Origin of the sequence: Chryseobacterium sp. ISL-6, assembly GCF_018613715.1 — a bacterium.
GTDB classification, from domain to species: Bacteria; Bacteroidota; Bacteroidia; order Flavobacteriales; family Weeksellaceae; genus Chryseobacterium; species Chryseobacterium paludis.
The window spans coordinates 283,630-304,009 of the sequence record NZ_JAGGPT010000001.1 but is presented as its reverse complement, the minus strand read 5'-3'; the positions used below and the strand labels follow the sequence as shown (position 1 = coordinate 304,009).

18 protein-coding genes are annotated in these 20,380 nt (G+C 35.2%); 10 read left to right on the top strand and 8 right to left on the bottom strand.

Annotated features, from left to right (window positions below):
- Positions 1-9: 9 nt before the first annotated feature.
- The 5 genes from J7E44_RS01405 (at position 10) to xth (ending at position 4,815) form a co-directional block, all read left to right on the top strand.
- Complete coding sequence (locus tag J7E44_RS01405) at positions 10-1,446, top strand: SusD/RagB family nutrient-binding outer membrane lipoprotein (RefSeq protein ID WP_214824763.1); 1,437 nt, start codon at positions 10-12, stop codon at positions 1,444-1,446.
- A 218-nt stretch (positions 1,447-1,664) separates the two neighbouring features.
- Entirely contained in the window at positions 1,665-2,093 is a 429-nt protein-coding gene (locus J7E44_RS01400) for a hypothetical protein (protein WP_214824761.1), read from the top strand.
- Positions 2,094-2,903: 810 nt separating this feature from the next.
- Entirely contained in the window at positions 2,904-3,527 is a 624-nt protein-coding gene (locus tag J7E44_RS01395; RefSeq protein WP_214824759.1) for a DUF3347 domain-containing protein, read from the top strand.
- A 1-nt stretch (position 3,528) separates the two neighbouring features.
- Positions 3,529-3,996: a heme-binding domain-containing protein gene (locus J7E44_RS01390; RefSeq protein WP_214824757.1), complete on the top strand. Its 468-nt coding sequence runs from the start codon at positions 3,529-3,531 to the stop codon at positions 3,994-3,996.
- Positions 3,997-4,035: 39 nt separating this feature from the next.
- Positions 4,036-4,815, top strand: coding sequence for an exodeoxyribonuclease III (xth, locus tag J7E44_RS01385; RefSeq protein ID WP_214824755.1), 780 nt, complete (start codon positions 4,036-4,038; stop codon positions 4,813-4,815).
- Between the two features lie 49 nt (positions 4,816-4,864).
- Here xth and J7E44_RS01380 read toward each other — a convergent pair whose 3' ends face one another.
- Complete coding sequence (locus tag J7E44_RS01380; RefSeq protein WP_214824752.1) at positions 4,865-7,756, bottom strand: AsmA-like C-terminal region-containing protein; 2,892 nt, start codon at positions 7,754-7,756, stop codon at positions 4,865-4,867.
- A gap of 273 nt (positions 7,757-8,029) precedes the next feature.
- Here J7E44_RS01380 and J7E44_RS01375 point away from each other — a divergent pair, with 273 nt between their 5' ends.
- The 3 genes from J7E44_RS01375 to mug all read left to right on the top strand — a co-directional run bounded on the left by J7E44_RS01375 (position 8,030) and on the right by mug (position 10,488).
- Positions 8,030-8,935 (top strand): helix-turn-helix domain-containing protein, encoded by a 906-nt coding sequence (locus J7E44_RS01375; protein WP_251040442.1) that lies wholly within the window; start codon positions 8,030-8,032, stop codon positions 8,933-8,935.
- Positions 8,936-9,010: 75 nt separating this feature from the next.
- Entirely contained in the window at positions 9,011-9,847 is an 837-nt protein-coding gene (locus J7E44_RS01370; RefSeq protein WP_214824749.1) for an SDR family NAD(P)-dependent oxidoreductase, read from the top strand.
- Between the two features lie 140 nt (positions 9,848-9,987).
- Positions 9,988-10,488 carry a G/U mismatch-specific DNA glycosylase gene (mug, locus tag J7E44_RS01365; RefSeq protein ID WP_214824746.1) on the top strand — a complete coding sequence of 167 codons (501 nt, stop codon included), beginning with the start codon at positions 9,988-9,990 and terminating at the stop codon, positions 10,486-10,488.
- Positions 10,489-10,498: 10 nt separating this feature from the next.
- On the opposite strand, the gene J7E44_RS01360 is transcribed toward mug, so the two are convergent.
- Positions 10,499-11,149 carry a DNA-3-methyladenine glycosylase gene (locus J7E44_RS01360; protein WP_251040441.1) on the bottom strand — a complete coding sequence of 217 codons (651 nt, stop codon included), beginning with the start codon at positions 11,147-11,149 and terminating at the stop codon, positions 10,499-10,501.
- A gap of 299 nt (positions 11,150-11,448) precedes the next feature.
- On the opposite strand from J7E44_RS01360, the gene J7E44_RS01355 reads away from it, so the two are divergent.
- Positions 11,449-11,985, top strand: coding sequence for a hypothetical protein (locus tag J7E44_RS01355; protein ID WP_214824743.1), 537 nt, complete (start codon positions 11,449-11,451; stop codon positions 11,983-11,985).
- Between the two features lie 37 nt (positions 11,986-12,022).
- On the opposite strand, the gene pdxR is transcribed toward J7E44_RS01355, so the two are convergent.
- The 6 genes from pdxR to J7E44_RS01325 form a co-directional block, all read right to left on the bottom strand.
- Positions 12,023-13,486, bottom strand: a complete 1,464-nt coding sequence (gene pdxR, locus J7E44_RS01350) for a MocR-like pyridoxine biosynthesis transcription factor PdxR (RefSeq protein ID WP_214824740.1) — start codon at positions 13,484-13,486, stop codon at positions 12,023-12,025.
- Positions 13,487-13,618: 132 nt separating this feature from the next.
- Entirely contained in the window at positions 13,619-14,053 is a 435-nt protein-coding gene (locus tag J7E44_RS01345; RefSeq protein WP_214824737.1) for a carboxymuconolactone decarboxylase family protein, read from the bottom strand.
- 165 nt (positions 14,054-14,218) lie between these two features.
- Positions 14,219-14,860, bottom strand: a complete 642-nt coding sequence (locus J7E44_RS01340) for an FMN-dependent NADH-azoreductase (RefSeq protein ID WP_214824734.1) — start codon at positions 14,858-14,860, stop codon at positions 14,219-14,221.
- A 21-nt stretch (positions 14,861-14,881) separates the two neighbouring features.
- Positions 14,882-15,328: a DoxX family membrane protein gene (locus tag J7E44_RS01335; RefSeq protein ID WP_214824732.1), complete on the bottom strand. Its 447-nt coding sequence runs from the start codon at positions 15,326-15,328 to the stop codon at positions 14,882-14,884.
- Between the two features lie 383 nt (positions 15,329-15,711).
- On the bottom strand, positions 15,712-17,883 hold the full coding sequence (locus tag J7E44_RS01330; protein WP_214824731.1) for a S9 family peptidase: 2,172 nt from the start codon (positions 17,881-17,883) through the stop codon (positions 15,712-15,714).
- A 13-nt stretch (positions 17,884-17,896) separates the two neighbouring features.
- Positions 17,897-19,291: an aminopeptidase P family protein gene (locus J7E44_RS01325; protein WP_214824730.1), complete on the bottom strand. Its 1,395-nt coding sequence runs from the start codon at positions 19,289-19,291 to the stop codon at positions 17,897-17,899.
- A gap of 187 nt (positions 19,292-19,478) precedes the next feature.
- Between J7E44_RS01325 and J7E44_RS01320 the strand changes: the two genes are divergently transcribed.
- Positions 19,479-20,357: an AraC family transcriptional regulator gene (locus J7E44_RS01320; RefSeq protein ID WP_214824729.1), complete on the top strand. Its 879-nt coding sequence runs from the start codon at positions 19,479-19,481 to the stop codon at positions 20,355-20,357.
- The last annotated feature ends 23 nt before the right edge of the window (positions 20,358-20,380 follow it).

Genomic DNA, 20,380 nt, shown 5'->3' with positions numbered 1-20,380 from the left:
ACTATGACAATGAAAAATACAATTATAATAAGTTCTTTAGTATTACTATTGGTAAGCTGTACATCGGATGATGTAAATATGGATCCTCATGCTACCTATAATACGATACCCGAAACGCTGATTACTTATGCGGAAAAGGAATTAAGTGATTATATGACTACACCGAATGTTAATGAAAATAATTTTAGGTTAACCATGCAATATTGGCAGGAAACAACCTATGTGAATGAAAGTAATTACAATTTTACAGCAAGAAATGTCTCCAATAATGTTTGGGGAGATAATTATGTAAATGTTCTCAATAACCTTAATAAAGCAAAAGAACTGATCGAGCAGTATCAACCGGTCCCTTCAGAACTGAATACCTGGCCAGCTAAAAAAAGAAACCAATTAGCAATTATTGATATGCTCTCAGTTTATACATTTCAAACCTTAGCAGATACTTTCGGAGATATTCCCTACAGCCAGGCACTTAATAACAATCAATATCCACTTCCTGTTTATGATAATGATACGGAGATCTATGAAAGCCTTATCAATCGTTTGAAGGTCGATATAAACAATCTCGAGGAAGGACAGGGAACATTCGGACAGGGAGATATCTTATATGGCGGAGATATTGGAAAATGGAAAAGATTTGGAAATTCTCTTCTGCTGAAGCTGGGGATTTCTATTTCCGATGTAAATCCCTCCCTTGCTCAATCTACCATTAATAAAGCTATTTCAGGAGGAGTCATGATCAGTGAATCTCAGAGCTGCATATTCAGGTATCTGGCTGAATCGCCTAACTTTAGTCCTATATTTGAGAATGTTCTTAATAATAACCGGGATGATTTTTTTGGTGGAAAACCATTCGTCGATTTTCTTAATGCGACTTCAGACGCAAGGGTATCCAAATATTTTCAGGACGTAGACGGTATTTATATAGGTCAGGTCATTGGTCTACCCGGAGAGTTCTCCAGCTTTTCTGCTCCCGGAATTTTCGCATATAAACAAGAAACCCCTGGAAATCTCCTTACTTATACTGAAGTTTCTTTCTACCTTGCTGAAGCCGCTGCCAGATTTGGAATTGGTGGAAACCCCGAAGTACTTTATAAAAATGCTGTTCAGGCTTCCTTTCTGGAGTGGGGCTTTACAACGCAGAATGCCCTGGACTACCTTACTGACAATCCTTACAATGCAGCAAACTGGAAAAAATCGATTGGTGAACAGGCTTGGGTTGCCATGTATAATCATCCGGTAGTATCCTGGAATTTTTACCGCCGATTGGACTATCCAGCTTTACAGGCACCACCAACAGCCATTAATAATGCTGGTGGAAAAGTACCTGTAAGATTACAGTATCCGGGGCTGGAAGCAACAACCAATGGAACCAACTATTCTAAAGCCGCTGCTGCGATCGGTGGTGATAAACTGACAACAAAAGTATTCTGGGACCGAAATTAAAGTAAGCCTTTAAAATATCATAGTCTTTCTTCATATATATTATTTTCAACTGTGATTTTTTGCCTGCATTCTGGTGCAGGCTTTTTAATTATACATAAAATTCTTTTGTAGACGTGATTTCTTTGTTTGTAGATGTTTTTTCCTAACGTTTTAAGATTTACCCAAATTTGAATCAATAATTAAAGAGTATATAATAATTAATAATAAAAAGCAGACTTATGAGAGCAATGAGAATCCAAAATTGGGTGTACAGATTTTTTCTAATCCTTTTTGTAGGAGTATTTTTTATCAGCTGTAAAAATGACGATGGAGAAGATTCTAACCCTATGACAGATCATAGTATAGATGTAGTGCTTGGTACATTTAAAGGAACACTGAATTCAGGCGGCCAGGATTATTTTAATGCCATTGTCATGGTTTCAAAAGTCGACGATTCCCATGTTAAGGTTCAGGCCAAAACCAATGAATCTTATTCATTTGTAACCACCAAGACATTAACTGCAGTAAATACTCAAGGAGTAGGGGTTGTGGGTAATAATAATGAGGGAAGTATCGACTACCTTATTTCAACGAAGGCTCTCATGGTAAGCACTCAAAAAACTTCTGAAACGGATAAAATATATCTTTTCCAGGGAACAAAACAGTAAAACAATATATAATTTAGTTTTCCCATTACGGGATCGTAATGGCTTAATGAGTACAAACTCTTAAGCCATTTTTTATTTATATATGATCAGCTTGTAATGGAAGTCATAATAGCCGTTGATTATCCAAAGAAAATATTTCATTAAGTGAAGTCAAAATGAAAAAAAATATTAATTTTGCCTGGAATGTTTCAGCACAAGTTTATATCAATTTTTATACTATTGGGATTATTTTTTATGCCAACGCAAATATTTGCCTGTGGCCTGAAATCTCATTCAGTAGAAAAATCACGTTGTGAGATCAGCATTTCAAAATCTACGCATAAAGATCACTGTAATTCTTATGGTTCAAAAAAATGTTCCGGGAAATGTAAAAATCCTTTATGCAAATGTCCCACCTCAAATCCAAATCCAACTTTATTAAATCAACAGGAGTTCAGTTTTTTAAGGTTAAAAGATTTTAATTCTATTTTATTCTCATCTCATGAAACTACAGTTTCTAAAGGTTTCCAATCTATTTGGCTAATCCCTAAAATAGTTTAATCCCCATATTTACAGCCCAAATTATGTTCTTTTGGAAGTCATTTCAGTTTTAATTTATAATTGAAACAATAGAGATATTTCTATTGTTATTAAAACAATGAAATGAATATCAAATAAGAGCTGATACAATTTCAAAAAACATATTGGAATCCAGACAAAGGAAATCGAATTCATGAAGGTAAACTGAAAAAATTCGATAAAAAATAATTTAAAAGTCATGCTATAGAAGTAATGACATTCAACAATTTTAATCATAGAAATATCAACATAATGAAAAATATATCCTTATCAATCATTGCAATGACAATAATAGCTTTAGCGTTATCATCTTGTAAAAAATCAACAAATAAAACTCCTGATCAAACTTCCGAAACTGTAGAATTACAGTTAAAGGAAAATAATAAACCCACTGAATTAACCAAAACAGAAGCGGGAAAAACCGTCGTAGAAAAAGATATAAAAAACTTTTCTATTGATCCGATCATTAGGGACTATTTAATTCTAAAAAATGCACTAGTAGCTGATAATGATCAGGCTGTAGCTAAAGCCGGAAAGCAACTGTTTACAACTTTGAGGAATGTAAATATGAAGGCTATTCCCGCAGATAAACACAAAGAATATATGGATATCGCCGAAGACGCCAAAGAAAATGCCGAACACATCGGAAACAATGCCGGAAAGATTGATCACCAGAGAGAACATATGGCATCATTAAGCAATGATATAGCTGATCTTATAGCGGCATTTGGAACCACACAAAAATTATATCAGGACCATTGTCCGATGTATAATGATGGTAAAGGTGCCATCTGGATCAGTGAGACAAAAGCAATTAAAAATCCTTATTACGGTGATAAGATGCTTACTTGTGGTTCCGTAAAAAAGGAATATTAAAATGAAAAAAGGAGTAAAGATACTGGCAGCAATTGTTCTGCTTATTTTTATTGCTCTACAGCTTTATCAGCCTGTCCCAAATATGGATAAGGGGCAGGTTTATAAAACCGATTTTATGGAAGCACATACTTCTATACCAACTGATGTAAAGGCCATACTGAAGATATCATGCTACGACTGTCACAGTAATCATACAAACTATGAATGGTATGATTATATACAGCCAGCCAGAAGTTTTGTAGATAATCACATCAAAGATGCAAAAGAGGATTTGAATTTTAATGAATGGACTACCTATTCCGGTCGGAAGCAGAAAAGATTAATTACTTCAATTAAAAAACAGATTGAAACTAAAAAAATACCTATGTCTTCCTACACATTTATTCATAATGATGCTAAGCTAAGTGATCAACAAATAAAATTATTAACAGATTGGCTGGCAAAGCAGGAAAATAGGCTGATGGAATAATTTTTGTCTTCAATAAACCTCAATAACATATACAATATCATGAAAATAGCAACTTACAACGTCAATGGAGTTAATGGACGATTACCTGTTTTACTTCAATGGTTAAAGGAAGCCCAACCGGATATTGTCTGCCTCCAGGAGCTGAAAGCTCCCCAGGAACGTTTCCCAATCAATGAGATCAATGCCGCGGGATATGAAGCGATCTGGAATGGGCAGAAAAGCTGGAATGGAGTAGCGATACTTTCAAAAGGCTATGAGATTACAGAAGTTCAAAGATCTCTACCCGGAGATCCTGAGGATATACAGAGCCGTTATCTTGAGGCAATTATTGATCAGATGGTTATCTGCTGTTTGTATCTTCCTAATGGCAATCCATATCCGGGACCCAAATTTGATTATAAGTTATCATGGATCAAACGTTTGAAAAAACGAACAGATGAATTAATAAAAATGGAACTTCCTGCGATTATTATTGGTGATTTTAATATCATTCCAACTCCATTTGATGTCCATAAACCTGAACGTTGGGAAAACGATGCCCTGTTTAGGATTGAAGTAAGGAAAGCATATGAGGAGCTGCAAAAGAAAGGCTGGCTTGATTCTATAAGAACTTTATTTCCTGAAGAAAAGATCTATACATTTTGGGATTATCTCTATAAAGCTTATGATCGAGATGCTGGAATTAGATTAGATCATATTCTACTGAGTCCTTACTTAGCGTCAGGATTAAAATCCGGGGGCGTTGATAAGCATGTCCGGGGCTGGGAAAAGACTAGTGATCACGCTCCAGTCTGGATAGAATTGGAGACAGATCAATAAAGTAATTTATTTATAGGAAGCGTCTGCATTAAATTTGCAGACGCTTCTTTTATTTTTCTTTAAGATCTTTTTTAATTTGTTTTTCTGCATTTTCAGCTTTCTTTTCCTGAGCTTCTTTTTCTTTACGCTGTTCTACGCGGGATTTTTTCTCGGCACGTCTTTCCTGACGAATCACTTTGTTGGATTTTGTATTGTACAAAGCATCTACAATTCCCTGTCCTGTTTTACTGAATATTTTTATTTTTGGGTGATCATGGGTTCCTGTTACAACAACCGGAAAACCGATCCATCCACCAGGCGGAAGACCGACCCTTACCCGTAGATCCAGCAATCCATTGAAACTGGTAGTCCCACTAACGGAAGGTCTCAGAACAGAGACTTTAAAAGTGAACTTATCAACATGGATCAGGTTATTTTTAATAGCAGTTTGAATATTCACCCCTTTCATATCGGGATTATTAAAAGCATTAGCTCCAACTTTATCGCCGATTACTGAAAACATTTTAAGGTTTTTCACCTCTACATTGCGAAGATTTACAATACCTCCACCTTCCAATGAAGGATAAATCGGGGTCATATTTTTGTCAAAATCGCCTTTCAGCTTATAATCAATTGATACGATTCCTTTTACATTTTTGGCAGCAGTGGCCATCTCCCTAACCATATCAATTTCTTTGTATGCTCTCTGAACATCAAAATCCTGAACCTTAAGCGCTACATCGTAATTGGCCGTTAATGGAGATTCATCCTGATAACGGGCATCAATATTCATCCGGCTTCCTATGATGTTAAATGAGGTGTTTTTAAGATAAACCTGTCCTGTATTTACAGAAGCCAGCCCCTGAAGCTGATTAAGGACTAAACCTTTAAATTCAACCTTTTTCGCATGAGCTTCTAAAGAGACATCGAGATTTTTTGGAATAATTACAACACCACTGCTTTTAGGATTTTCTACTTTTGCATATTCTACTTCAATAGATTTATCGGTATTATCTCCATTTTTTAAAGCCATAAATTCATCAATTAAAATATAATTGGAATTCAGATCAAATTTTCCATGTAGGGTTCCTTTTCTTTCAATAAAATAATTAATTGTATTCAACAGGTAGCCATTTAATGCAAAATCAGATTTACCATAGGTGGCATTAAATTTTCTGAACCACATTTTTTCATTTTCAAACTGAAAGTTCCCTTCTTTGATATAGAATGATTTCGGCAAATATTCTGTAGTCGCTTTTATATTTTTCAATATTAAAGTTCCTCTGTTATCTAATTTACTGTACTGACCTTTTGTTGCATAACTCTGTCTTCCATTAAGAGAAAGATCAGCCATAATGAGCCCACTTACATCAAACCCTTTTTTAGCAAAAACTTTATAGATCCTACCCACATTTAAGACTCCTTTTGCTTGTACTTTATACAGCAGATCTTCAAAATCCTGCAGATCAGCAGTTACAAAAACAGGATTTCCTTCAAAATCAAAACTAAAAGGATTCAGTTTTACTCCCAGACTTTTAAAAGTACCATCTGTATTGTTGATATTAGCAATAAGATTGATATTCTGAATAGGGTTGGGGTAGTAGTTTGTTTTCAACCATCCATTTTTCAGATGAAGATATCCGTTGGTTTTAGGAAATAATTTTTTATCAAGACTGAAAATTCCGTTGGATTTGATATTGGTATCCATAAGCCCGCGCATATCGATGTTTTTCAATCCCAGTGCCTGATCCAGTGTCTGAAGATCGACAGCACCTTTTATATCTGCATTTACCTGCATCTCATTTAGGCCTTTTGTTCGTACAACAGCCCGGAAATTGTTATTCCTGCCGAGATCAAAACTTAGATTTCTAAGATTTAAATTCAGCTGTTCTGTATCTAATGATGGCAGGTCTACATTGAGATCCATATTAAGGTTATTCATAGGAACCGGAGCTTTTCCATTAGAAACAAAACCATCTTTTACCAGAAGGCGTGCTTTTAGTCTGGGTTTTAATTTTTTAGGCTCGCTAAATCTTCCTTTCAGACTAAAAAACAAATCACTGTTCCCCTCTATCTTGGTATCTTTTGCCCAATCCAGATATTGCGGTGGCAACACAGAGATCATATCACGGATCGTTGTTTTCTCAGAAGATGCATTAATATCAAGGTTATATCCATCTTTTAAAATACTTAGAGAACCTGTAAATTCTAAAGGGAGATCATTGATCTTTAATTCGTTTTTCCTTAATACAAAAGTCAGTGCATTCGTATTGATCCTCGTTATCAGATCAGCACGCAGACTCTTTTGTTTAGCATAATATATTCTGTTAAGGGCAAAATCAACTTTATTAATTTCAAGGTCAGTTTTCAGGTCAAAAATATCTTTGCTAAATCCTCCTTTACCAGTATAGTTCAATCCTTTAGCATCTACCAAGACTCTTGCAGAATGATCATTATATTTTATATTCCAGTTTCTGAATTTGATGAGATCCAATTTTATAGAAGCACCTTCTTCTGTAGTATCTTTAGGCTTTCCGGAAGGTTTAGAAACATAAACATTGTAATTAGCCTCTCCTTTACTATTGACAAAAACATTTGCGTACGCATCTGTTACATAAATCTCATCGATCTTAATTTCACGATCAAAGATCAGGTTCTTCAAATTGATTCCTACTGCAACTTCTTTTGCGGCGAGTAGGGTATCCTGTTGAAAAGGTTTGGAACCTTGTAATAAAAACTGATCTACAGAAACGGTAAGCGATGGAAAGTGTCTGAAAAATGTCAGATGCGTTCTTTTATAATCAAGTTTCCCTGCGAGATGTTTATTTGCAAATAATTTTACCTGCTGAGATATTGTCCCGGGAAACAATATAGGAATAATGAACATCAGGAATAGAATGGACACCACTGAAATCCCAGTCCATTTTAAGATCTTCAAAATTATTTTTTTAAACTTTTCCATAAATAGATAATTTTGATTTGAACAATATTTATTACCTACTAAAGCGGCAATTAGTTAACAGTCATCTAAAATTAAGCCATTTATCATAATATTTTTCGTCAATTTAAAATAATAGATCATACAAACTATTAAATTATAATCCTAAAAACGCAGTCTTTTAATTGATAATAAGTATAAAATCAAACCTTCCAAACTAATTAACATTGTCCATTAAATTTAATAAGAATAGCCTATATTAGTAGAGATAGTTTTCATTTGCCAATACGATGAGTCATGGGAAAATCAATAGAATCGCTTGAAGAATTTTACAGACATAAACTCACGAATGTTTCGGAGGGTTTAAGAAAAGACAATGATCAGTTTAATATTTTCAGTATTGAAGAAAATAGCATTAACGGTATATCATCACCTGCCTATATACGCCGGAATTTTTATAAGATCATGCTATTTAAAGGTAAAAATATATTCCATTACGGAGATAAAAGTATTCCCATTGAAGGGGATACCTTGTTGTTTTTCGATCCTAAAACACCTTATACTTATGATCCTGTTGAGCCAGGAAGTAAAGGATGGTTTTGCGTATTTAAGCAGGAATTTTTCCATACCAGCCTTCGCATCAATCTAAGTGATCTCCCTTTATTTTCAATAATAGATCATCCGTTATTTAAACTTAAGCCTGGGGAAGCAAAAGAGATACAGTCAATTTTTGAAAAAATTATTAAAACAATTGATAAAGATTATATTTATAAATATGAATTAATTAAAAGCTACGTCAGTGAACTGATCTATTTAGCCATGCAGCTGCATCCAAGTGAGGAGGTTTTCCATCATCCTGATGCAAGTTCTCGTATCACAGCTGTATTTAGTGAATTACTGGAAAGGCAGTTTCCGATAGAATCGAAAACACAACGTTTTGAATTGAGATCTCCAAAGGTTATAGCAGATCAACTTTCCATTCATGTCAATTCCCTCAACAGGGCCGTTAAAAATGCAACAGGCCTTACAACGACTGAGCATATTTTTGAAAAACTTACTGCAGAAGCAAAAGCTCTTTTAAAACATACGAATTGGAATATTGCAGAGATCAGTTACGTTCTAGGATTCGAAGATCAGGCTCATTTTAATAAATTCTTTAAAAAACAAACCAATATCAGCCCATCAATTTTCCGCCAGGTTTGAATCTGACAAAAAATGGTTTTTATACAACAAAATAAGAGCCTATTTCTACATCTACCTTTGTATAAAAATAAAACAATGAGTAATACAAAGGTTTGGTATATAACGGGAGCATCTAAGGGAATGGGATTTTCATTAGCTAAGCAACTATTAATAAAAGGACATCGGGTAGCGGTAACTTCAAGGTCTGTTAATGCTTTTGAGCAATTTTCAGAATATGGAGATAGATTTCTTCCACTAGAGGTTGATCTTAAAAATGAAAGTTCTATAGCAGAGTCATTAAAAAAAACTTATGATACGTTTGGGCGATTAGATGTTGTTGTAAATAATGCCGGCTATGGACTCGGTGGGGCACTTGAAGAGCTTACAGGAGATGAAATAAAAGATAATTTCGAAGTTAATTTCTTTGCAGTTGTTAAGGTCATTCAGCGGGCTTTACCGTATTTGAGAAAACAAAAATCCGGACATATTATTAATATTTCATCAATTGCCGGTTTTGCTCCAGGATTAGGATGGTCGATGTATTGTGCCGCAAAATTTGCAGTTAGTGGTCTTTCTGAAGCATTAGCAAATGATCTTAAACCTCTTGGAATACATGTTACCAATGTTCTACCGGGTTGGTTCCGAACAAATTTTGCCAATGAAGATTCAATAGCCTACAATAAAAATCAGATAGAGGATTATAATTACCTTCGTGAGTATCATCATAAAATGAACAATATGAGTGGAACTCAACTGGGAGATCCTGATAAGATAGCAGATGTATTCTTAGAATTAACCAACAGTACTTTGCCTGCAGTGAATTTATTTCTAGGAAGCGATTCTTTTATGAGAGCCAAAAGTAAGATAGAACAGCTCAATTCAGAAATAGATCGTTGGAAAGACAGTTCATTTTCTACAGATTTTTCTGGATAAGAAAATAATCCATATCCTCTATATAGCTTATAGAGGATATTTTATGCAAAACGAATGGGAAATAAATTAAAATTTCTAAATTGCTCATTATAATACAATGAAGATCATCTGTATAAAACAGTTTACTATCTACTTCTAAAATGCTAACAGATATTATCACCAACAACCTCACCGTTATTTTTTGTGGAATCAATCCCGGTTTAAAATCCGCAGACGATGGACATCATTTTTCCGGAAGAAGCAATCGCTTCTGGAAAGTTCTTCATAAATCTGGTTTTACACCCTATGAGATCGAAGCTATACATGATACCAGTATTATAGATTTTGGATATGGACTGACGACCGCAGTTGCAAGGGCAACTTCCCGCGCAGATGAACTTTCAAAAGAAGAATTCGACCAATCCCTTGAAACTTTTAAAACAAAAATAAACAAGTTTCAACCAAAATATATTGCTTTTCTGGGTAAAGCAGCCTATAAAGCTTTCTCAGGAAAAAAGGAAATTATGTGGGGACAACAACCTGAATGCCTCTGTGGTGCACAAGTCTGGATACTCCCTAATCCCAGCGGCTTGAACAGAGGGTTTAGTCTTGATGACCTTGTTAGGTCCTACGGTGAATTCTATCAGGTAATTTCACATTAAATTCTCCTGATTATCCCTTATTGGGTTTACTTACATATGGATTGCCTTTAACAAAAAAGCGCCAGGGCAGAAGTGCATCTTCCTGAGCATAAGCAACTCCAATACGTGGTCCTTCTATAATTTGATCAGATGTATATCGGATCCCGTGATCTTCAATCCATATCTCCTCTCCGGATAGATCTTTTTTATTAAAGGAACGATCAATTCCCAGAGCTTTAGCCGCAGAACCAGGACCTGATGTAATAGCAGCTTTAGTAAAAGGCATATTTCGTCTCAGTTCCATGATGTCTTTTCCTACCAACGGTTCAACAGCTCTTATCAATACAGCATGCGGTTCATCCTTAACAGAGGTTACAATATTAAAAAGATGATGAATACCATAGCATAGATAAACATAGGAAATACCTCCTTCGTGATAGAGGATTTCGGTTCTGTTGGTGCGTCGTCCGCCATATGCATGGGAAGCTTTATCCAGTACTCCAAAATACGCTTCAGTTTCTACAATGATACCTGCCGTTATCTCATCATTGATTTGGGTAAAAAGTATTTTTCCCAAAAGATCTTTAGCCAGAAAAATAACATCTTGATTTTGATAATAAGAGTATTGTAATTTCATTTCTATGTCACATTCAAAATTTTTACCCGGACCTTTATCTTTCATCTCAATGGTATTGATATCATACAAAAGTACAAATTTAGACTCCCTAAAAGTTATTTAAATCAAATATGACTATATCATTATAGTTAAATAAATCCTGAGACAGATCAATTAAATAGAGCACTAAGTCTTGTAAACAAAATGGATCTTGTGGGTCAGCACCTTTCTTGAATCTGGGACAGATCTTCGGCCACCGAACAGACTAATTTTGCATTATAAATCAGTCAATATTTATGAACTTCCCAAATAAAATATCATCCTGTTTTCTTCTTATCCCACCAAAGTTTTTAGTAAAAATAACAGTGTTCTTTTTCATAATAGGTAGTCCAATACTGGCTCAGGCTCAACTTGAACTCTATGCAAAATTTAACCAGGATGGCACCGTAAATCCTGTTATTAATTACAATGGGAGCAAAAGGATCAGTGATAAAGTTGATCTTATATTTTTCGGTCTGATCAGGGAGCAGTGGAGTCAGGCCCTAGTCGGACTTTCCTATTCACCCACCAGCTCAGTTCGTTTTTCGGCAACTGCCGGTATCGAGCATGGCCAAAGTTCACCCAGATATTCGGCCAGTGTGTGGTTAAAGAAAAACAAAACGACATTTCTGATCCTTGGAGAATTGGGAAATGGTCATGAAAATTATCTATATAAGATCAATATCTTTCATGAGTTCTCAGAGAAATTCAGTTTGGGAATTATGGATTGGCGGTATCATGGTCTTGGGCCTAATCTAAGATATACCATTCCAAAACTTCAATCAACCATATGGATTATGCCAGCCTACGATCATGAACAAAAAGTATTCAGAAGTATTATGGGAATCAGCGTACAGATGTAGCCTCAAAAATTTAGATGGCATGGTATTTCTTTGCTCATTATATACTTTTTCGTAACAGCTCAAGTGAATGCTCAATTTCCTTTTCATTAAGTGATGCAAACCCCAATCTAAGTCCATTGGGAATAAATACTTCATTATTATAAAACGAACCGTCAGACATTTTCAATCCATTTTTAGCAGCTATTTGTGAAAGATCGGGCAGGTGTATCGCTTCATCGAATACGGACCAAACCGCAAGTCCACCCTCAGGGATTTTAAAAGTGATGACATCATTGAAATTAGTTTGCAGAATTTCACAAAATAAATCTCTGCGTTGACGGTAAATTTTTAATGATTTACGAAAATGTCTTTCCATTTCTCCGTTATCAAATAAAGATGAAAAAGCCTCTTCAAGTAAGGAATCCCCTTGTTTATCTATCAATTGCCTCAATGATGATGCAGCATCTACAAAAGCAGGATCAGCAACCATAAATCCAATTCTCAGTGCTGGTGCAAAAGTTTTTGTTATGGATCCGATATAAATAACATTACTGTTGTGATCTATACTTGCTAAAGGGATATAAGGTTTATTGTTATAATGAAAATCGAAATCATAATCATCTTCAATGATAGCAAAACGATATTCCTTGGCAAGCTTCATCAGTTTCAGTCTTCTTTCCATGCTCATCGTAACAGTGGTTGGAAAATGATGGTGTGGAATAATATAAACAGCTTTAATTAACGTATGCTTTAGAACCTCTTCCAGAAAATCGATATCCATTCCGGAATGATCCACAGGAATCCTTAAAAGATTAGCTCCTACATATTTGAATATCTCATCTGCGGAACGGTAATTCGATACTCCAACAGCAATATGATCTGAGGGTTTAAGTAAAAGCTGAGTGGACAGATAAATACCCATCTGACTACCCTTTGTAATTAGTAAATTCTCAGGATTAACCGTTAATCCCCTTGTATTGGCAAGGTAACTGCTTAAAGCATTACGAAGATGTTCTGAGCCTTTTGGGTATCCATATTTTAAGAAGCTTTTTCCATAAAACTTTTTAGAAATGCTTCGATATTCCCGCATTAATAGATCAATTGGTGTCAATCGTACATCAGGAAACCCATCATCGATCGTTAAAACGGAATGCTGGAAATTGTCACTTCCTTTTCTTCCCAGAAAAGGGTTTGTCCAAATAAATGATTCCCCTGGTTTATTGGAAATTTCAGTAGAAGCATTTCCTTTATTCTTGGAAACAACAGGTAATTTAGAGAATACAAATACCCCTTTACGTTCTATAGACTCAGCCCAACCCTGGCTTATCAGTTCTTCATACGCTAATTTCACTGTATTCCGGTTAAGCCCAATTAATTCGGAAAGCACACGTGTGCTGGGTAATACATCTGTAGGTTGAAGTGTACCATTAGTAATCAGATTGATAAAGCTGTTACATAGCTGAACATAAAGTGAGACACTCGAATCTCTGTTAAGTTGTATCAGTGATTTATAGGGTAGCATGCTGGATTGATTTTTAGGATTAATAAAACTTTAAAAAGCTTTAGCAGATAGAATATCATATAAAAAAACTGCTCCATATTTTTCATAGGAGCAGCGATGATCTGTATAAATGATCTGACTAAGATTACGAACTTAAGCCGGAATCAGCTGTGTTGTAATGCCTATTCTGTTCCATGCATTAATTGTTATTATAGCAAGGATAGCCTGAGCCAGATAACTTTCTCCTAAGGCTTCTAACGCATCTTGGTAGGTTTCGTCTTTTACATGGTTACCAATCAAAGTCACCTCTTCTGTCAAAGCCAATATAGCACGTTCTTCCTTAGTGAAAAACTGAGTATCACGCCATGCATTAAGTGCATAGATACGTTGCTCGGTTTCACCGGCTGTGCGTGCTTCCTTAGTATGCATATCTATACAAAATGCACAACCGTTTATTTGTGAAGCTCTGATCTTAATTAAATCTTTATGAGTTTTCGTTAATGGAGTGCTTTCAATGAATTTTTCAAGACCTAAGATTGCTCTGTAACCTGCTGCTTCTACTTGGTCGATTTTAATACGTGTTGCCATTTTATTATTTAATTTTATAATTATTATTCTAATACCTCTCAAACATAGAAAGTTGCATTAATTTCATAGGTCAAAGGTAAGGTGTTTTTGGATGGTGTTTATAGACCAGATTTTAAAAAATATACAGCCCAGATGATACAAATGAACGCGAACTTTGTAAATCTGCTATTTGATTTCACTATGAATCAAATGGGCCAATTGGTCGCCCAATTTTGCTATTTCGCCAGATAACTTATCATTTTTCCGCTTGGTTCCATTGATAGCGAATTCATGAATATGATCGATTCCCATGATGCCAAAAACCATTTTTAAATATTTGCTCTGGAAATCCATATGTTCATTTCTTTCTCCTTCTCCATAGCCCTGGCTTCCTCTGGAGAATAAGAGAAAAAGGGTTTTATTCTTAAGCATACCCAAGTATCGTTTGTCATTCTTTTCTGGATTGGTAGTAAAAGTTTCATTGAAACGTAGGATTTGATCAAGATATGCCTTTAAACTACTTGGAATAGACCAATTGTACATTGGTGTTGCAAGCACTATAATATCTGCTTCCTGTAGTTCCTGAATATAAATATCACTGGATCTCAGAATCTCAAGCTCTTCATCATCTCTTTCCTCTCTCTTCTTTGAATCAGCTTCAATCCACCTTTGACTGATATGTGAAACTTCAGTTTTTGCTAAATCCCTGTAATTGATTGGGTAAGTTTGACTTCCATTTTTCAGGTGTCTAATAAAAGTATCGCTGAGATCTCTGCTGAATGAGGTTTCTATATTGGCACTTGCATTGATAACAAGAATTTTTTTCATCACATTCATATTTGGAAATAATTAGCTCTCCTTTTTCTTTAACAGGTTATCCAAACTCCAGTTGTAATTCGGCATACGTGATAATAAGAAACTTGCTGTAGTTGCTGTAAAAACTCCAAAATTGATTGGCTTTTGTATTCCTACAGAAAAGATCATAAATAGAATAAATGTTAATGTAAGCAACGAAGCCCCCAGTGCGGCGTATTTTGTTTTAAAACCAATAATCAGAAGAATACCAATAAGCAATTCCGATACGGTAGCAATACCACCCATAATATTCACCATAGGTCTGTCTAAAAATGGCATTAGGGTAGTGGTATAATTAATAAAATTTCCCCAGTTTCCCCATTCAATATTTCCGGTACCGGGAGCACCTAAAAGTCCTAATCTGTCAGACACAGGAGTTAAAAATGTAATTCCCAATGCACATCTTAAAAGAAGCTGCGGGATTTTAAATGAATCTTTCATAAGTATTGTATTATATTGGCACAAAAATATGAACTCCCTGAACCTCTTTATGCACCCAGATTAATCAAATTGTATGGCCCAGATGATTTGACATCCGTACTAATTTCATCATAATTAAATAGATTCTCACTAAATTTGGAACATTAGGCTAATCTTCTTTTCTATTAAAATAACGATGTTATGAAAGGCTGGCTATGAGAAGAGATTTGAAATAGGGCAATTGGCTAAAACAATAATGAAAATTATTATGCAGGTAGCTGAAAGTCACAGAGGACATACAAGCCGTGGAATTTGGACGCTGGTGTTTAAGAGAAAATAGACAATTAAAATAAGAAATAGTCTTAAATAAAAAATCCCACATTACTGTGGGATTTTTTTATCTGTTATTTTCCTCCGGGAGGGCAGTGTTCTTTTAAATATTTTGTAAACAATGTTGCTAGGTGCAGTGATGTTCCTTCTCCTTCACTAATGGAGTGTGTTCTGTTAGGGTAGGACATCAGCTGGAACTGTTTATTGTATTTTACCAGTTCATTGACATATACCTCTGTATTTTGGTAGTGTACATTATCATCTCCTGTTCCGTGAACCAATAAAAGATTTCCTTTCAGGTTTTTAGCATAAGCGAGGGGAGAACCATTGACAAAATCTTCTCTGTTTTCCTGTGGAAGTCCCATATATCTTTCCTGATAAATATTATCATAAAATAGTTGATTCGCTACCGGAGCAATTGCTATTCCCGTTTGGTAAATATCCGGATACTGTCCTAAAAGATTCAGTGTGGAAGAACCTCCGCCACTCCAGCCCCATACGGCAACTCTGGAAGTATCTATATAAGGCCATTTAGCAAATAAAGCTTTAGCTCCCATTGCCTGATCACGAATATTAAGCTGTCCTATTTTACGGTAAACAGATTTTCTCCATTCACGTCCTCTCGGTGCCGGTGTTCCTCTGTTCTCAAGAGAAACATATAAATACCCGTCCTGAGCCATATCACCAATATATAAACCATTCCAGCCTGTATAGAAGCTATCTGTTACTGTTTGTGCTCCAGGTTCTCCATAAACCGTGAAAACAATCGGATATTTTTTATTCGGATCAAAGTTTTTAGGTTTTACCACCCATCCATCCATCGTCACCCCATCCTGTGTTGTGATCTGGAAAAACTCTGCTTTAGATTTTGAAGGATCTGCTTTTGCAGAATTTTTTGCAGCGACCAGTTCTTTATGATCCGGAAGCGAAATTACAGCTCCTACTGAACGTGCATTCACACTGCTGTTACTAAACATAGCCAATTTTCCATTGGGTGATATTGCATATTTATTAGAGCCCTGATAGGTTTCAGGAGTTACCCGTTCTGCCTTTCCTCCGTTCAAGCTCACTTTATATAAATATTCCTGGGTAGCATTATTTGGTGAAGCTAAGAAGTAAATAAGTTTGTTTGGAATATCAAAAAACTCTGGCTGTATCACATCAAATCCATCTTTTGTAATCAGTGTTTCTTTTCCGTTCATGTCTATTTTATAGATATGTCTCCAGCCGTCTTTTTCAGATAACCACAAAAATTCTTTACCATTATTGATCCAGTCCCATCCGCTAGGGTCATTGTCGTTCCAACGGGATTTGATATCAATCCATGCAGGATCTGTTTCAGAATAGATGGTTTTACTGTTCCCCGAATTAGCATCTGCTACAATCACTTTACTTTGATTTTGTTTCCTGTTCAGCTGCTGCAGGATAATGGATTTGGAATCCAATACCCATTCCATTCTTGGGATATAGTTTTGTACTTCATCGCCTGCAATATTGGCCTTCTTTGAAGATTTAGCAGCTAAATCGTACAACCAAATACTGCAACCAGAGGGATTTTCTCCAACTTTCGGATATTCTACAGGAACGGTAAACGAATACAGACTATCTGTATTATTGATCATCAGGAAATTTTTAGTGCTGCGTGCATCTAATTTCCAGTAAGCAATTTTACTTCCATCCGGAGACCATCTGAAACCATCCTGAGTACCAAATTCTTCCTCATAGGCCCAGTCGAAAGTACCATTAATGATTCTGTCAGTACCATCATTGGTGATTTTACTTAACTGATTGTTTGAAAGATCTTCAATATAGATATTGTGTTTAGATACATAGGCAACCTTTTTACCATCCGGAGAGAACTTTGCAAACATAAGAGAAGATTCTGGTAATCCCTTTCCAAGCTGTGTAAGCTTTTTACTGTTTTTATTAAAAATCCAGTAATCACCGCGTGTATTATCCCGCCAGACTTTCTTAGTATTAGCAAAGAGTAATAAACTTTTCTCATCCGGAGATACCTGAAAACTCTGTACTTCTAAAGCTTCAGAACTTCCGGAAGGAATTAATTCGCTGTTACCTAAAAAAGACTGATTTTTTCCGGGATTCAGTAAATCAACGATTTCGATCCCATTTTTAGTAAAAGAATGATAAGCGTTACCATCAGGTGTCCATTGTGTTTTTTGCGCAGCAATTGGCGATAAACACAAGAAGTATAATGCAATGTAAATTAGTTTTTTTATATCTTTCATATAAGGTATTTAATTAAGCTAAATGTTCTGTTCTGTAGTTTTCAATTTCCGCAACGGTTTTAATCAGACCATTTCCTAAAAGCCTGTATCCGTCATTGGTGATCAGGAAGTCATCTTCAACGCGTACTCCTCCAAAATTTCGGTATTCATTTACTTTATCATAATTAATAAAGTCTGCATTTTTATTTTCAGCCTGCCATATATCGATCAATTCCGGGATCATATAAATACCCGGTTCAACCGTTACAACAAATCCCGGTTCTAACGCTTTCCCTAAACGCAGAGATTTAAGCCCGAATGTTTGGGTATCCTTTGGTTCTTCTTCGGTATATCCTATATACTGTTCGCCCAGGTCCTCCATATCATGAACATCCAATCCCATCATATGACCAAGCCCACATTGGAAAAATAAAGTATGAGCATTATTTTTAACGGCTTCTTCAGGGTTTCCCTTCATTAATCCCAGGTCAATAAGACCTTCCACCAGATATTGGGAAGCTTTTAAATGGATATCCTTAAATTTTACTCCAGGTTTCAAAAGACGTTGCGCATTCTCAAAAGCGTTTAAAACAACTTCATACATTTCTTTTTGTTTGGTAGAAAAAGTAGTATCTACAGGGAATGTACGCGTTAAATCACCAGCATATCCCATTGCTGTTTCAGCTCCGGAATCATTAAGGAAAAGATCTCCGCTTTTCAAAGTATTGAGGCGATAATGATTATGAAGTATTCCTCCATTTATAGTAACAATGGGTGGATAAGACATTTGACATTCTTTATTTGCAGCAAGGTATTGAATAGCATTTGCTATTTCATATTCTTTAACACCTGGTTTTACCATACGCATTGCTAATAAGTGCATTTCATTAGATACATTGATAGCCTGTTCTATCTGTTCTATTTCCTGAGCTTCTTTTACAGAACGTTGTTTTACGATTGCTTTGATCATTTCAACAGAAGGCTGCAATTCTGCTATTTTAATTCCAAGAAGTTCACCCAATAAAATTTTATTGGAAGACTGGTAGGGAGGAAGATAATGTACCTTTCTGTTAGAAGCCTGCGCTTTCTGAATATATTTAGAAAGTTCTGTATAGGGTAAAGTTTCCTGCACACCGGATTTTATACTTTTCTCTTTCAGTGTTTCCTGTCTTCCCAGCCACACAATATCATCAATACTTAATTCATCCCCGAAAATAATGGTCTTATTTTCATCAATGTCAATAACTGCAGCAATCCTTGGTTCCTGAATTCCGAAATAGTATAAGTAAGTACTGTCCTGACGGAAATAATAAGGATTGTGTTCAAAGTTCACAGGATTTTCTATATTTCCCAAAAACAATAAAATTCCACTGCCCATATTGGCTTTTAGTGCGGTTCTTCTTTCTTGATAAGTTTGTGCTGAAAACATATGATAAATACTTTTATTTAAAGGTTTAAAGTTACAATTTTGTACTATTTATGATGGGTTTGTTTATAAAAAATAAACAATATATAAAGTTGGGATTTTAATATGATATTCAATGTTTATATTTTGCTTAAATTCGGTAATATTTTAACATATTATATTCTCCACTAACATAAAGTATTAATATTATATGAAAAGTCTCCAGTTTTCAGTTCCTGCCAACACCAGTAAAAGCATTCGTATTCAGGAAGATATAATGACTAATTTTTATCCCTATTTTCATCGTCATGATGAAACTCAGATCATGTGGATTGTAAAAGGTCACGGAACATTGGCCATCGAACAAAGCCTTTTTAATTTTGAAGCTGGTGATATTTTCTACCTAGGATCTAATCAGTCACACGTCTTTAAAGCAGACTTTAATAAAGATGAAAAGCATAAAGTTCATTCGGTATCCATTTTCTTTGATCCTTATAAAAAGATTGCCGGGGTATTTGATCTACCCGAATTTGAAGAGCTTAAAAATTTCATAACTCATTCGGAATTTGGATTTCAAGTATCACATGAATTAAAAGCCAAAATAGGCAATGAAATCACAGAATTACAAAAATTAATGGGTATTGATCAAATCATAAACTTTGTAAAGATCTTAAGCCATCTGATGCAAAACAGACATTTACATATTCCCTTATCTACAGGAAAAAATTTACCCAGTCATATTTCTGATAATGATAAAAGGATTATAAATGCACAAAACTATATCAAGAAAAATTTTGCCGAAAATAAGCTGACACTTGACAATGTTGCAAAAGAAGCCTGTATGACGCCACAAGCTTTTTGCAGATCTTTTAAAAAACGTACTGGCATTACTTATATTGAATATCTTAATGATTTACGCGTACAACGTGCATGTAAGCTCTTAACATCTTCAAACATGTACAATATCTCATCTGTTGCTTTCAATAGCGGATTCAATAGTCTGACTAATTTTAATCGTGTTTTCCGGATGATTATGAAATACTCACCTAAAGAATATCTGAAGCGATATAAAGAAACAATTATGGACTAAATTCGTAACGTGTTAAAATATGG